Raw genomic sequence first — 12,815 nt, forward strand, 5'->3', positions numbered from 1 at the left:
ACAAGATGCTCATGTCAGATAAGGCAGCAACATGCCTGTGCTGAGCGCAATGATCAGAATACCCCCCGTCACGTGCAGTGTGGCCGAGATGGCCTGAACGCCTTCGTGGCCCCGCGCACCAAGCCCGGCCAGCCGTCGCGCGGCGACGCCTGAGGTCGCAACGGTGAGGTTGAAGGCGGCGGTCCCAAGGCCCATCGTGATCACCGCGAGACAGCCCACCGCAAAGGCGTCGAAGCGGGCCGCGATCACCAGAACAAACAATGCGCCCGTGCAAGGTCTCAACGCGATGCTGGCAATCAGAGCCACTGCATCGCGCGAGGAGGTCAGTGTCATCACGTCATTGACGTCAGGGGAATGCGCGTGACCGCAGCAGCCCTGCGTTGCCTGCTTCGCCTCTCCAATTCTGCGCCAGCTTCTTGCGCCGCGAAACACCAGCACAGCGCCTATCGCGGCGATTGCGGCGTAACTTGCGGGGGCGAGCCAAGCCTCGGTTATGTCCGCCAGATCACCCGACCGCATTTGCAAAAGAAAATAGAGGCTGCCGACTAAAAAGATCGCAGTCGCGGCCTGTGCCAGGCTGGACAGAACCGTCAATACGCTTAGACGCCTCAGGGTTGCGCCACTGGCAAGGGCGGCCCCGCCGATCAGCACCTTGCCATGCCCCGGCCCAAGGGCGTGGAAGAAACCATAAGCGGCCGTCGCGCTGCACAAGGTCCAGATGGCCAGCAGATCGCCCGTCTGAATGGCGCGGAGCGCGCCGGCCATTGCGTTTTGAAACATACGCTGTTGCCCTGCGGCCCATTGCTGGATCTCATACCACGGCACCACGCTCCAGGCAGCGGCACCCGCGATCAGGATGCCCAGGACGATGACGCCGAGTTTCAACCACATGCCAGCACGACCTCATCCGAAAAGAGACGCCCCACGTTTGGCTGATCCGGCGTATCCTCACGCGACAAGGCCGCGAGCTGTTCCTGCAATGCACTGGCGGCGGCGTCCGGCTCAAAGGAAATCAGGTCGGCCTGACAGCCCGGCGGCAGGCCCCGCTTTTCGGCATCGGCAAGGATCGTATAGGCATAGTAAAAAAACGGATCGTATAGACGCAGGACCGCCGTGCGCCCGGCAAGACCTGCAGGCTGGGACAGCGGCAGGTCAAACGCGACCGTGATCTGATCGTTTTCCAAGCTGGCGGTTGCATTCTTTGGCCGCCCCATTGGCCGCTCCTGACCCTCCACCTCCAGATAGACATCGCCATTGTACTCCGCAGACCAATTGGTCTCACCGGCGATGATCTCCGCGCGATCGGCGGCGCTGAGGCGTCCGTCCAGGTCTCGGTCCAGATCAAGCGATTCAAAGAGGATCAGTGTTGTGAACTGGTCATAGGTCCATGAGATCCGCACCGCCTCCAGATAGCCGTCATTGTTGAAGATGAAACCCGTGCGCGCATCGACGAAGACATGCGGATGTGCCTTGGCCGTCGATACCAGGCACATCGCAGCAAAAAGCATACTCCAGAAAATGCGTGACACGCGGCCTCCACGCCCAAGATCAGGTTTCAGGGTCTCCCGAAGACCTAAGCGATTACAAACAACCTGCAAGGGCCGCCGAAAGATTCCGGATCAATTGGGGGTAAAGCGCCGATCCCGGCTCCAGGCTGGACCCAAGCGGATCAAGGATGCCGGTCTTGGCTTCAGTGCCATCCAGAACCGTGGCAACGAGACCCGGGTTGAACTGTGGTTCCGCCAAAACGCAGTCGATGCCTTGCTCTGCGATCCGTGCTTGAATCTCGGCAATCCGGGCCGGGCTTGGATCCGACGCGTCACCAATCGAAATCGCGCCGGACGCGGGGAAATCGAAGTCCTCTTCAAAGTACTGGTAGGCGTCATGAAAAACGATGAACTGTCCAGCACGCACCGGGTCGAGCGTTGCCTTCACTTCACCAATCAGCGTTTCGATCTCTGCACGGCCTGCGGCGGCATTGGCAAAATACGCACCTGCGTTCTCCGGGTCGGCGGCAGACAGCTGACCGGCAATCACATTCAGCCATGTCATGGCGTTTTGCGGCGACAACCAGGCGTGTGGATCATGAGCGCCGTGGCCATGCCCCTCATGTCCGGCGTGTTCATCTTCGTGGTCCTCATGACCATGCTCGTCATGCCCGGCTTCTTCGTGACCATGATCGTCGTGGCCGTGATCCTCGTGGCCAGCTTCTTCGTGGTCGTGGTCGTCATGCGCCTTTTCGGCGTGATCCTCATGGTCTTTGTGATCATCGCCATGTTCTGCATGATCTTCATCCCCGTGCGCGCCATGATCTCCGTGGTCATGTGCCTCAAACAGGGCGCTTTCCCGAAACTCCAGTTCGATCGTGCCGTCGGCTTCGAGCAAGGCGGTCACCGCAGCATCCGAGGCCAGCGTTTCAATTGTTTCTGTCAGCCATGGTGTCAGATCGGCGCCAATCCAAAACACCAGATCAGCGTCCTGCAGTGCCTTCGCTTCAGACGGGCGCAAGCTGTATTCATGCGGGCTGGCACCTTGTTGAACGATCAGATCAGGCGTGCCCACCCCGTCCATCACCCGTGCGACCAAAGAGTGCACAGGCGCAATATCAACCGCGACCTGAGGCACTTCTGCAAAAGCGGCTCCTCCCATCAATGTGGCCGTCAATGAGAGGGCAAGACGCTTTCTGGACATCGGAGTCTCCATGTGATTGTATAACATTACGCATTGGATAGACAAAATGTGATAACATGACAAGTGACTCCAAAAATGGTGATACTGGCGATGGTCCGCTTGGGTTTGCGCACCATGATCATGCGGCATGTGTGAGCGATACGCTTGCCGCGGCCGAGGCACGCTGCGCCGCTGACGGGCTTCGCTTTACGCCGGTGCGTCGTAAGGTGCTGGAGATTTTGCTGCAGGAGCACCGTGCCCTTGGCGCCTATGCCATCCTCGACCGGCTCCGTGAGGATGGGTTCGGATCGCAACCGCCCGTTGCTTATCGGGCGCTCGATTTTCTTGTGTTGAACGGGCTGGCCCACAAGATTGAACGGCTCAATGCGTTTATCGCCTGCGCTCATCCAAGTCATTCTCATGCCCCTGCGTTCATGATCTGCCGGTTGTGCGATGCCGTTGCCGAAACGCAATCATCGCCTGCGCGCGGGGCTTTGGGAGATGCCGCCCGCGCCACTGGCTTTCGGATAGAGCGTACCGTCGTTGAAGCAGAGGGTGTTTGCCCCGCATGCGCCGACAAGGCGGACGCATGAGCCTCGTCCAGGTTGACGGCCTGAGCGTCCGCTATGGCGCAAGGACCGTATTGTCGCATGTTTCCTTAAGCGTCTCGGCAGGCGAAATCGTCACCATTGTCGGCCCTAACGGTTCAGGAAAAACCAGCCTGTTGCGCGCCATCATCGGAGCGGTGAAACCGTTCCGGGGCCGCGTCGTGCACGGCAGTGGCGTGAAAATCGGATATGTGCCGCAAAAGCTGCACATTGATGAAACCCTGCCCATCACGGTGTCCAGGTTTTTGAAGTTGCCGGGGGGCGTCGCAGCCGCAGACATCAATCAGGCGCTGACACAGGCAGGCGTGCCGGATTTATCCGGGGCGCAGCTGTCGCAGCTGTCGGGCGGGCAGTTTCAACGGGTCTTGCTGGCGCGTGCATTGATCGGGAAACCTGATCTGCTGCTGCTGGACGAAGCCACACAAGGGCTGGATCAACGCGGTTCGGCCTCATTTTACCAACAAATCGAAAGGGTGCGGCAGGACACGGGCTGTGCCGTTCTCATGATCAGCCATGAGTTGCACGTGGTGATGAGCGCCTCTGACCGCGTGATTTGCCTCAACGGTCATGTCTGCTGCGAAGGCACGCCAGCGGTTGTCGCATCCGCGCCGGAGTATCGAGCGCTCTTCGGGACAGGGACGGGCGGTGCACTGGCGCTTTACCGGCATGAGCACGACCACGGGCATGATCATGGCGACCACAACCACGACCACAATACAGAGGCCGCTGAGTAATGCTTGATGACTTTATGGTGCGTGCCGCGCTGGCCGGTATTGGCGTAGCCATCGCGGCGGCGCCCCTGGGGTGTTTCGTGGTCTGGCGACGCATGGCGTATTTCGGGGATGCGACGGCGCATGCCGCGATTCTCGGCGTGGCTCTGTCGCTTGCGTTCTCGATGTCGATTTTCATCGGGACCATGGCGGTGGCCCTGCTGATGGCGCTGACGGTCAGCGTATTGTCTGGTCGGGGCTATGCCATGGACACGCTGCTCGGGGTGCTCGCGCATTCAGCGCTGGCCTTCGGGCTGGTTGCCGTGTCCTTCATCTCGGGCGTGCGGATTGACCTGATGGCCTATCTCTTCGGCGATATCCTGGCCGTCTCACGCGGGGATCTTGCGGTCATCTGGGGCGGTGCTGCCCTTGTCGTTGCGTTGATCGGCTGGCGTTGGTCGGCCCTGCTGACCTCAACGCTGAACGAAGATCTGGCGCACGCCAGCGGGATCGATCCAAAAGGCGAACAACTCGTATTGACCTTGGCCCTGGCCATCACCGTCGCGGTCGCGATCAAGGTCGTCGGGGTTCTGCTGATCGCCGCCATGCTGATCATTCCCGCGGCTGCGGCCCGACCACTTTCAAGAACGCCCGAGGGTATGGCCATCGCGGCGGGTACCATCGGGACGCTCTCGGCTGTCGTTGGTCTGCGCGCGGCATATGTGTTTGATACACCGGCGGGCCCATCAATCGTCTGCGTCGCAGCCCTGATTTTCCTCGCATCCAGCATGATCAGAAATTTCAAATCCGTGCGGTAAGGCCGGGTCGTTTGCTCAATATCACCAATTGAAACCGGCGAGTGCCTGGTCGATGCTGGAGCACGCTCATGATCTCGGGATTGCCAAAAACGACCGCTGTGAACACCTTTCTGACGGTCTGCTTTGCGTTCAAAACCCGCTTTGCAAAGAGTGGTAAAATTTCCATCGTTTTTTCCAGCCTCCTGCTGGATCGTCTTTTGCGCTGGCTGACTGAGACAGGCGACAGAACCAACAGTCTTCGGACAGGTCGTGATATCCCGGCTGTCTTTACGCCCAAGGCCAAGTGCGCTTCGCCGGACCAGACGTTGTGGGGGACAAGGCCGTGGTCATGATGCAGCTCGAAGCACCCTTCTGGATTGTGACACAATTGCATCGGCAAGGTAGCGCGAGTCTTCGTCAATCCCCAGAAATCGACCCGATCCCCAGGTGTTGAGCCAGCCCAGACCGATAAAATAGAAGCCGTCTTCTTTGCAAATGCCTCTGGTAAACTGGGGGCGGCCCTGCGCGTCGAAGACATCAACATCGACCCAGCTGTAGTTCGGACGAAACCCGATGGCCCAGAGGATCGAAGTGATCCCCGCCTTCTCGCAATCAATCTCGGTGATCTCCTGCTCGGGGCGCCAGAGTTTTTCAAACGGCGGCTCCTGTGGTGCGTCGATGTCGTTTTTCTCGATGAAGGCGTCAATGGCCGTGCGGATGCCAAGATAGCTTGCATCGGCGTCATCAAGATTGGTCTCAAGATCGGGCAGGAATTCGATTTTGGTGCCGTTCATTCCGCTGACCGACCCGTAGAGCGACACGCCTTGAGTGGCGAACCGGCGCAGGTCAATCTCATGCCCCCCGTCGCGCCCGGTCATGTAGTGGTTTGTCTTGGTCAGCGCGTGCTGGGGGTTGGGGTGTTTGTCGATGGTGATCTCATAGTGCCCCATGTCGTAGAGCCAGTCGATGGCGTCGCGCCCGCGATACTTGCGCGGGGAACGTGGTGCTGGCCCGACAGCCAGATGTACGTCGCGCCCGTCCAGATGTAGATCCTCCATCAGCTGCACGCCCGACTGGCCGGTGCCGACGATCAGGGTGGCGCCCTCGGGCATCTGGCTGGGACGGCGGTAGTCCACCGAGTGCATCTGCAGGATCGACGGGTCGAGCTGATCGGCATAGGGCGGCACGATGGGGTTGTCGTACCCGCCGGTTGCGATCACGACCTGATCGGTCGAATAGTTGCCCTGGCTTGTATCGACCAGATAGCCGCCACCGGGGCGTTTGGTGATCCGGGTGACCTCACAGTGTTCGACAAGCGGCGGCGCGAAGGTTTCGGCGAAGGCATCCAGGTAATCGGTGATCTCCTCCTTGACCATGAACCCATCGGGGTTGTTGCCATTGTAGGGGAACCCCGGCAGGCGGCACTGCCAGTTCGGGGTCACAAGGCAGAAGCTATCCCACCGGTTCACGCGCCAGGAGTGGAATTTCTCATGGCGTTCCAGCACGACATGATCGAGCCCCTTCTGGGCAAGGTAGTAGCTGACGGACAGGCCAGCCTGACCGCCGCCGACGATAACAACTGGGATATGTTCACGATGGGTCATGGGAATGGTCCTTATGAGATCGAGAGGCAGACGACATCTGCGGGCGCGGAGAAAGTGCTGACGGTGCGCTCGATGTCGGCCAGCTGAGCGTCGGCACTGGTGCAGCGGTAACCGTATTTCGCCTCGACCCGCATGCTGGCCTGTTCCAAGGCGATGCGGCAGCGTTGCGTAAAGTCCTCCAGTGGATAGGTCGTGCCTGCGGCCAGATACTCCCGCACCACGGTGGACGGAGAATATAGCTGCTCCGTCTGACCATCGGGCCAGCGGACGGTGAAACGGGTCTCAGGCATGGCGCGCCTCCTGCGATGAAAGATTGAGATAGGGAGTCCGGGCATAGTCCCAGAACAGAGCCGATCCTTCGCGGCTGGTCAGATTTACGGCGGAGCCATCTGTGACATCGCCGCAGATGCTGGCCGAGACGCCGTGGTCGTCGAAAGCGTGGCAAATCGCGTCTGCATCCTTTGCCGACGCCGTCAGCAGGAAGCCAAAGCTGGGGAAACTGCGCAGCCAGCGGCCCATCTCGACGCCTTCAGGGCGCGGCAGCGCCTCCAACTGGATATCGATGCCGACACCCGACGCCTCGGCCAGCATCAGCGCCGTGCCCACGATGCCGCCCTGGCTGATGTCCTTGCCGCCAGTCGCAAGACCAGCCTCCGCGATCTCGGGCAGGATCGACAGGGCCGCGCGCAAGGCCGCAGGCGGTGTCGTCAGTGCGGCGTTCCAGTTGTCGAACGGTTCGCGGTAGCTGCCGCGCAGATCCACGGCGCAGATCAGCACATCGCCCGGCTGCGCGGTAAAGCTTGAGATGACGGAGCGCGCATGCCCGAGGATCGAGACCGAGAGTTGCAGCCCTTCAGCCCGCAGGTTGGTATGCCCACCGACGATAGGTACACCGTAGGCCTGTGCCGCCGCTTTCATCCCGGCCAGAACCGGTTGCGCCAGGTCCGCACAGGGGGCCCAGATGGCGTTGGTCACACAGCGCGCCCGCCCGCCCATCGACAGGATGTCAGAGATGTTGACCATCACACCGCACCAGCCGGCAAACCACGGGTCCGCTTCGACAAACGCGTTAATGAAGCCTTCGCAGGCGAAAAGGTCATAGCCGTCTTTGGCGGGCAGCACTGCGCAGTCGTCCCCCGGCTGCCCGGTGCTGTCGGCAGTCAGGCCCAGCGTCGCGGTGCTGTGCGCGATATCGAGTTTGCCGCGCACCGACGGGTGATCCCGCAAATCGCGCACCATTTGGCGCAGGGGGATGTGCGGTTTCATCACCGCTGCCCTCGCTTATTGGAGAGCGTTTTCCACCCCACGAAGGGGTCGGGAATGGGCGGATAGGCCGCAAGATCGGCCTGCATTTCCATGTGCGGGACGCCGTGCACCTCAATCTCACGCAGCGAAACCCAATGCAGGCGTTCGAAGAGTTTCACATTCTGCATCTGCACCTGCGCCAGAAACCGGTCACACCCTCGGCCATGGGCAGTGCAGACCGCCAGCCGGATCAGCTCAGCGCCAAGTCGCCCCATGCGCCGGTGGGTTTTAGTGACGGCGAGCCGCGAGCCGCGCCAGATGCGCGGGCCGTCCTCATGGATGCGGACGGTGCCCACAACCTGATCCGCCTCGGAGGCCAGCGTGCTGATCGCGGCCAGCGGCAGGGCGATGGCATCTATCTCGTCCTTGTCGTCTGCGGCAAAGATCTTTTGCTCTTCCACAAAGACCCGGTGGCGCAGATCGCGTACACCCGCCAGCTCCCAAGCCTGCGACGCGGCACGGATGATGAAATCCGGCGACAGAAAAACGCGGGCGTTCTGAAAACTCATGACACCCTCAGCTTTTCATAGACCGAGAGGGCCGAGCACGCGCCGCATTTAGCGCAGCCCGCCTTAGCGCTTTCGGCGCTCATGCCCGCGCGCAGAATCATGCCCGCAAGCGGCCTGAGGATCCGCGCCATGAAGTCCGCGTCAGGGGCCGGATGACTTTCCAAGGGCGTGCCGGAGACCGGGACGAAGGGCACCACGAAAGGGTAGACCCCGATCTTGCAAAGCTCTTGTGAAGTCTGAAGGATCGCCCCGGGCGTATCGCCCAGCCCGGCGAGGATGTAGGTCGAGACCTGACCGCGCCCAAAGACCTTCACGGCGGCTTCGAAGCTGCTGAAGTATTTTTCAAGGCTTACCTGCGCCTTGCCTGGCATGATCCGCGCGCGCACCTCCGGTGTGACAGCCTCCAGATGCATGCCAAGGGCGTCGACACCGGCTTCGGCCATGCGGGCGTGCCAGTCATCATCCTCGGGCGGTTCGCATTGCGCCTGAAGCGGCAGGTCGACGGCAGCTTTGATGGCCGCTGCACTGTCGGTCATGACGGCAGCACCCCGGTCCTTGCCTGCGGGCGTTCCGGTGGTCATGACCATATGTTTGACGCCGTCCAGCTCCACCGCTGCCCTGGCGACCTCGGCCAGTTGCGCGGGCGTCTTGTGGGCGATCGTGCGCCCCGCCGCGAGCGATTGGCCGATGGAGCAGAACTTGCAGGTTTTCTTGCGGCTCTCATAGCGGATGCAGGTCTGCAGAACGGTGGTGGCCAGCACGTCCTCGGAATGCAGCGTCGCGATCTTCCAGTAGTCCACACCATCGGCAGTCTTGAGGTCATAGAACCGGGGCCGCGTCGGGAACCGAACCTGTCCCAGAGACACACCGGATTTGGTCACTTCGGCAAGGCCATCCGCACCCGGCGCCTCCACCAGATAGGGGCTGTCAAAGGCCGGGGCCGTATGTACCGGCACCATCACCGTGGTGCCGCCCACCGTGATGGCCTTGTGGTCAGTCGGGCCCGCGCCCCCGCGACGACTTTCCATCCCCGCAGAAGGGTCGACCAGCCGCATGCCGCGCGTCTGCAGTTCGTTGATCAGGTCAGCTTCAGACATCTTCGACCTCCGGTTCTGGGGTTCCCAACAGGTCGGCGGGGGTCTCGATCCGGTGCACAGGCTGCGCGGGGCGTGCGTCATGCACCAGATGCAGCAGTTCGGGGCGGGCGTAGTGGCCCACACTGTCCATCATCCGTTTGCGCTTGGTCACCAGCGCCATGTCCAGATCAGCGATGAGTAAGCCTTCTCCTTCGGTCAGCGGAGGGACTACGTGGCGACCCTCGGGCGAGATGATGCAGGTCATGCAGCCATCACGGAGCCCTTTTTGTAGCTTGGGATCAGGCGAGATACTCTCGATCTGTTCGTCGGTCAGCCATCCGGTGGCGTTGACCACAAAGGCCCCGGCTTCCAGCGCGTGGTGGCGCATGGTGACCTCAATCTGCTCGCCGAAGATCGGGCCGACAAGGCTGCCGGGGAAGTGGCTCACGTGGATCTCTTCGTGCTGCGCCATCAAAGCATAGCGGGCGAGCGGGTTGTAATGCTCCCAACAGGCCAGCGCGCCAATGCGGCCCAGCCTGGTCTCGACCACCTTCAGCCCGGCACCATCCCCTTGCCCCCAGATCATGCGTTCATGATAGGTGGGGGTGATCTTGCGCCGTTTGAGCGCCAGAGACCCATCCGCATCGAAAATGAGCTGCGTGTTAAAGAGGGAGCCGTTGTCACGCTCGTTGATCCCCAGAACGATGACCACACCGCGTTTGAGCGCAGCATCGGCCACCGCCTGTGTTTCGGGTGAGGGGACGACCACCGCCTCCTCATAGAGCCGCAGATGCTCGGGCCCCTGCTGGATCGGGGGCAGGATAAACGAGAAATAGGGGTAGTAGGGCACGAAGGTCTCTGGAAAGACGATCAGGTCGGCGCCCTTTTCGGCGGCGTCGGCGATGGCGTTCAAAACACGTTCGATGGTGCCAGCGCGGCTTGTCAGATCCGGCGCGATCTGGACGGCGGCGGCGCGCACGATCTGGCGGGTCTCGGCATCAGACATGATGGGTGTCCTTTCGGGCGCGGGAGGCGACGCCGTTGCCGCCAAGGTGAGGGATGTGGCTAGGCCGGGGCGACGCCATTGCGACCCCGGCCCGGCTGGTGGTTCAGAGGGTCCAGGTGTCGAGGATCAGTGCGTTGTCGCGCACGTGCAGCAGCTTCAGATCCAGCACGTCCTGCGGGGCAATCGGCGTGATCCCGGGCAGCAGCGATGGCTCGCCATGGCCCATCAGCATCTGCAGGGCAAAACGGCAGGCATAGACCTTGCCGCCCTCTTTCATGAACTTCGTGAGGTTCGCGGCGTAGTTCTGCGCACCGGGGAAGGCTTCATCGCCAAGGGTCGGGAAACCACGCTGCACGCCCAGGGACACGCCTGGGCCATAGAGCAGAACGGAGGTTTCAAACCCCTTGCGCTGCAGGCGAATGGCTTGAAGGATGTTGACCAAGCCGATGGAGCCTTCGAAAGCCACCGTGTGGAAGGTCACCAGAGCCTTCTGGCCTTCTTCCGCCTGAACGTCCTCAAAGACCTTGTCTTCGTAGTTTACAAAAAAATCGCCATCTTTGTGGGCGGGTGTGGTGACTTCGGGCATTGCGTTCTCCTGTCGTGCGCATTTGCTGTTGCCTCCAGCTAGGTGCAAAACGCGGGTGCAGGCTATTAGTGCATACAATTTTGCGATCAATGTAATTGTATTGATTGTATGACTATGCCTATGGAGTAGGCTCGAACGTTCAAAAATGACCGAATTATGGGCGATTACTGTTCAAAATTGGCACTTCAGCCTTCCAAATACGTTCCATAAATTGTCTGCATAGTATGCATACAATATGAGTGTTTATCGTTAGATCTGAGGATATACGATGCAAAACTGGCCCCAGCGAATCAAGCAATCCGGTCGACCGCGCTATTTGGCAATCGTGGATTGCATTGCGCAGGACATGAAAGACCGTGTGCTTTTACCCGGGGACCAGCTGCCCCCACAACGGCAGCTGGCGGATATCATCGGGGCGAATTTCACAACCGTCTCACGCGGCTATACCGAAGCGATCAAACGCGGTTTGATCGCGTCCCATGTGGGGCGTGGAACCTTCGTGCTGCCGCAGAAAAGCATCAGCAGCGGCGACGAACGGCGTGCTCTGGCAAACGATCTGACCATGAACGCGCCGCCGGAGCCCACCGACCCGGAGTTGCTGGAAAGGATGCGGGCAGGTCTGTCTGCGGTATCTGACGATCTGGTCCACCTGCTGCGGTATCAGGATCCGATTGGCGGCAGCGTCGACAAGGAGGCGGCGTCGATCTGGCTGTCCATGCGCGGGCTGGTCCCCAATCTGGACCGTGTCGCGGTCACGCCCGGTGCGCATGCGACGATGCTGGCCATCCTGAGCGTGCTGGCGCGACCGGGTGACTGTATCCTGTGCGAAGAGATTACCTATTCCGGTTTCAAGAAGATCTGTGCGCAGCTCGGCTTGAAACTCGTCGGCTTGCCGATGGACGCATACGGCGTCCTTCCCGATGCGCTGGACGCCGCGATCCAAACCCATTCACCGCGCGCGCTGTACCTCAACCCGACGCTTCACAATCCGACAACCATGATCGTGCCCCAGAACAGAAGGTTAGAGATTGCCGACGTTATGAAGCGGCATAGACTTCCGCTGATCGAAGATGACGCCTATGGCTTTGTTTTACCGGATGCGCCTCCGCCCATGGCGGCCAGTGCGCCCGACCTGACGTGGTACATCGGCGGCCTTGCAAAATGCATCGGCGCGGGGCTGCGTCTGGCTTATTCGGTCGCCCCCAATGCACGTGCCGGCTTTGCATTGGAAAACGGTATTCGCGCGGCTTCCGTCATGTCGTCACCGGTTTCCATGGCGCTTGCGACCCGCTGGGTGCTCGACGGGACAGCCGACCAGATCCGGCGCTTCATTCGCAAAGAGACCGAAATCCGTCAGAACATCGCTGCGGAGATCGTCACCGAGGCGGAGTTTGTTGCCAACCCGCATGCCTTCAACATCTGGCTGCGGCTACCCCAGGGAGTGACATGCGCTTCCCTGATGGCGAATATGTCGAACCATGAAATTGGCATTGCCCCCGAAAGCGCTTTTCACACGTCAGCGAGCAAAGATCAGTTTGTGCGCATTTGCCTTGGCGGGCGCATTCCGAGAGAAACGCTGCCACAAACGCTGTCGCATTTGAACAATCAGATTTGGCAATTGTCGCATTAGCCGACAATGGCTGTCCGGTCTTGAACGTCATTGCGCGCTCTGTCCAAAGGCAAATAGCGACTCTCTGGACGGCGCAAGCCGAATATCCGGACGGACGCGTCACGACCGGTGCGGGTGCACACAAAGTGTGTAGCGACCCAAGTGCGCCTGTCTTCGGGGCGTTGGGCGGGAAGGTTGTTTGGCGAGGTAGATGCAAATTGATGATGATTGGTCGAGGAACGTCGGGACATCGCTTTCATTGCAAACTTCCGAAAGGGCAGTCCTTCTTGGACAAGAGCAGAAATCAAACCTACCGATAAAAGAGAAACCATCGT

The 12,815-nt window shown here is 60.6% G+C and carries 15 protein-coding genes; 5 read left to right on the forward strand and 10 right to left on the reverse strand.

What is annotated here, in order from left to right:
- Nucleotides 1-9: 9 nt before the first annotated feature.
- Genes ISX84_RS08920 through ISX84_RS08930 form a run of 3 tightly spaced genes read right to left on the reverse strand, consistent with a single transcriptional unit; the run spans nucleotide 10 to nucleotide 2,691 of the window.
- On the reverse strand, nucleotides 10-891 hold the full coding sequence (locus tag ISX84_RS08920; protein WP_195819981.1) for a nickel/cobalt transporter: 882 nt from the start codon (nucleotides 889-891) through the stop codon (nucleotides 10-12).
- On the reverse strand, nucleotides 882-1,529 hold the full coding sequence (locus ISX84_RS08925) for a DUF1007 family protein (RefSeq protein ID WP_195819982.1): 648 nt from the start codon (nucleotides 1,527-1,529) through the stop codon (nucleotides 882-884). The genes ISX84_RS08920 and ISX84_RS08925 overlap by 10 nt, the downstream gene beginning before the upstream one ends.
- A 52-nt stretch (nucleotides 1,530-1,581) precedes the next feature.
- Nucleotides 1,582-2,691, reverse strand: coding sequence for a zinc ABC transporter substrate-binding protein (locus ISX84_RS08930; protein ID WP_195819983.1), 1,110 nt, complete (start codon nucleotides 2,689-2,691; stop codon nucleotides 1,582-1,584).
- Between the two features lie 56 nt (nucleotides 2,692-2,747).
- Here ISX84_RS08930 and ISX84_RS08935 point away from each other — a divergent pair, with 56 nt between their 5' ends.
- From ISX84_RS08935 to ISX84_RS08950, 4 genes are all read left to right on the forward strand, one after another.
- On the forward strand, nucleotides 2,748-3,263 hold the full coding sequence (locus ISX84_RS08935) for a Fur family transcriptional regulator (RefSeq protein ID WP_195819984.1): 516 nt from the start codon (nucleotides 2,748-2,750) through the stop codon (nucleotides 3,261-3,263).
- On the forward strand, nucleotides 3,260-4,012 hold the full coding sequence (locus ISX84_RS08940; RefSeq protein WP_195819985.1) for a metal ABC transporter ATP-binding protein: 753 nt from the start codon (nucleotides 3,260-3,262) through the stop codon (nucleotides 4,010-4,012). Before ISX84_RS08935 ends, ISX84_RS08940 begins: the two co-directional genes overlap by 4 nt.
- Nucleotides 4,012-4,806: a metal ABC transporter permease gene (locus tag ISX84_RS08945; RefSeq protein WP_195819986.1), complete on the forward strand. Its 795-nt coding sequence runs from the start codon at nucleotides 4,012-4,014 to the stop codon at nucleotides 4,804-4,806. The genes ISX84_RS08940 and ISX84_RS08945 overlap by 1 nt, the downstream gene beginning before the upstream one ends.
- A gap of 68 nt (nucleotides 4,807-4,874) precedes the next feature.
- Nucleotides 4,875-5,138, forward strand: a complete 264-nt coding sequence (locus ISX84_RS08950) for a hypothetical protein (protein ID WP_195819987.1) — start codon at nucleotides 4,875-4,877, stop codon at nucleotides 5,136-5,138.
- Here ISX84_RS08950 and ISX84_RS08955 read toward each other — a convergent pair.
- From ISX84_RS08955 to ISX84_RS08985, 7 genes are all read right to left on the reverse strand, one after another.
- Nucleotides 5,133-6,389: an MSMEG_0569 family flavin-dependent oxidoreductase gene (locus ISX84_RS08955; RefSeq protein WP_195819988.1), complete on the reverse strand. Its 1,257-nt coding sequence runs from the start codon at nucleotides 6,387-6,389 to the stop codon at nucleotides 5,133-5,135. The two genes, ISX84_RS08950 and ISX84_RS08955, sit on opposite strands and share 6 nt — an antisense overlap.
- A gap of 11 nt (nucleotides 6,390-6,400) precedes the next feature.
- A complete protein-coding gene (locus ISX84_RS08960; RefSeq protein WP_195819989.1) occupies nucleotides 6,401-6,679 on the reverse strand; it encodes an MSMEG_0570 family nitrogen starvation response protein in 279 nt (92 codons plus the stop codon).
- On the reverse strand, nucleotides 6,672-7,655 hold the full coding sequence (locus ISX84_RS08965) for a sll0787 family AIR synthase-like protein (RefSeq protein ID WP_229884189.1): 984 nt from the start codon (nucleotides 7,653-7,655) through the stop codon (nucleotides 6,672-6,674). The genes ISX84_RS08960 and ISX84_RS08965 overlap by 8 nt, the downstream gene beginning before the upstream one ends.
- A complete protein-coding gene (locus ISX84_RS08970; RefSeq protein ID WP_195819990.1) occupies nucleotides 7,655-8,203 on the reverse strand; it encodes an MSMEG_0567/Sll0786 family nitrogen starvation N-acetyltransferase in 549 nt (182 codons plus the stop codon). The genes ISX84_RS08965 and ISX84_RS08970 overlap by 1 nt, the downstream gene beginning before the upstream one ends.
- Nucleotides 8,200-9,300, reverse strand: a complete 1,101-nt coding sequence (locus ISX84_RS08975) for an MSMEG_0568 family radical SAM protein (RefSeq protein ID WP_195819991.1) — start codon at nucleotides 9,298-9,300, stop codon at nucleotides 8,200-8,202. The genes ISX84_RS08970 and ISX84_RS08975 overlap by 4 nt, the downstream gene beginning before the upstream one ends.
- Complete coding sequence (locus ISX84_RS08980) at nucleotides 9,293-10,285, reverse strand: Nit6803 family nitrilase (protein ID WP_195819992.1); 993 nt, start codon at nucleotides 10,283-10,285, stop codon at nucleotides 9,293-9,295. Before ISX84_RS08980 ends, ISX84_RS08975 begins: the two co-directional genes overlap by 8 nt.
- Nucleotides 10,286-10,388: 103 nt before the next feature.
- Nucleotides 10,389-10,871: an MSMEG_0572/Sll0783 family nitrogen starvation response protein gene (locus ISX84_RS08985; protein ID WP_195819993.1), complete on the reverse strand. Its 483-nt coding sequence runs from the start codon at nucleotides 10,869-10,871 to the stop codon at nucleotides 10,389-10,391.
- A gap of 268 nt (nucleotides 10,872-11,139) precedes the next feature.
- Between ISX84_RS08985 and ISX84_RS08990 the strand changes: the two genes are divergently transcribed.
- Entirely contained in the window at nucleotides 11,140-12,501 is a 1,362-nt protein-coding gene (locus ISX84_RS08990; protein WP_195819994.1) for an aminotransferase-like domain-containing protein, read from the forward strand.
- The last annotated feature ends 314 nt before the right edge of the window (nucleotides 12,502-12,815 follow it).

This window comes from Roseobacter sp. MH60115 (assembly GCF_015644665.1).
Classification (GTDB): domain Bacteria; phylum Pseudomonadota; class Alphaproteobacteria; order Rhodobacterales; family Rhodobacteraceae; genus Roseobacter.

Coding starts and splice junctions, on each gene's coding strand:
- ISX84_RS08945 (WP_195819986.1), top strand. CDS start 4,012: ATGCTTGATGACTTTATGGTGCGTGCCGCGCTGGCCGGTATTGGCGTA.
- ISX84_RS08985 (WP_195819993.1), bottom strand. CDS start 10,871: ATGCCCGAAGTCACCACACCCGCCCACAAAGATGGCGATTTTTTTGTA.
- ISX84_RS08940 (WP_195819985.1), top strand. CDS start 3,260: ATGAGCCTCGTCCAGGTTGACGGCCTGAGCGTCCGCTATGGCGCAAGG.
- ISX84_RS08920 (WP_195819981.1), bottom strand. CDS start 891: ATGTGGTTGAAACTCGGCGTCATCGTCCTGGGCATCCTGATCGCGGGT.
- ISX84_RS08990 (WP_195819994.1), top strand. CDS start 11,140: ATGCAAAACTGGCCCCAGCGAATCAAGCAATCCGGTCGACCGCGCTAT.
- ISX84_RS08965 (WP_229884189.1), bottom strand. CDS start 7,655: ATGAAACCGCACATCCCCCTGCGCCAAATGGTGCGCGATTTGCGGGAT.
- ISX84_RS08950 (WP_195819987.1), top strand. CDS start 4,875: ATGATCTCGGGATTGCCAAAAACGACCGCTGTGAACACCTTTCTGACG.
- ISX84_RS08970 (WP_195819990.1), bottom strand. CDS start 8,203: ATGAGTTTTCAGAACGCCCGCGTTTTTCTGTCGCCGGATTTCATCATC.
- ISX84_RS08955 (WP_195819988.1), bottom strand. CDS start 6,389: ATGACCCATCGTGAACATATCCCAGTTGTTATCGTCGGCGGCGGTCAG.
- ISX84_RS08975 (WP_195819991.1), bottom strand. CDS start 9,300: ATGTCTGAAGCTGACCTGATCAACGAACTGCAGACGCGCGGCATGCGG.
- ISX84_RS08935 (WP_195819984.1), top strand. CDS start 2,748: ATGACAAGTGACTCCAAAAATGGTGATACTGGCGATGGTCCGCTTGGG.
- ISX84_RS08960 (WP_195819989.1), bottom strand. CDS start 6,679: ATGCCTGAGACCCGTTTCACCGTCCGCTGGCCCGATGGTCAGACGGAG.
- ISX84_RS08980 (WP_195819992.1), bottom strand. CDS start 10,285: ATGTCTGATGCCGAGACCCGCCAGATCGTGCGCGCCGCCGCCGTCCAG.
- ISX84_RS08930 (WP_195819983.1), bottom strand. CDS start 2,691: ATGTCCAGAAAGCGTCTTGCCCTCTCATTGACGGCCACATTGATGGGA.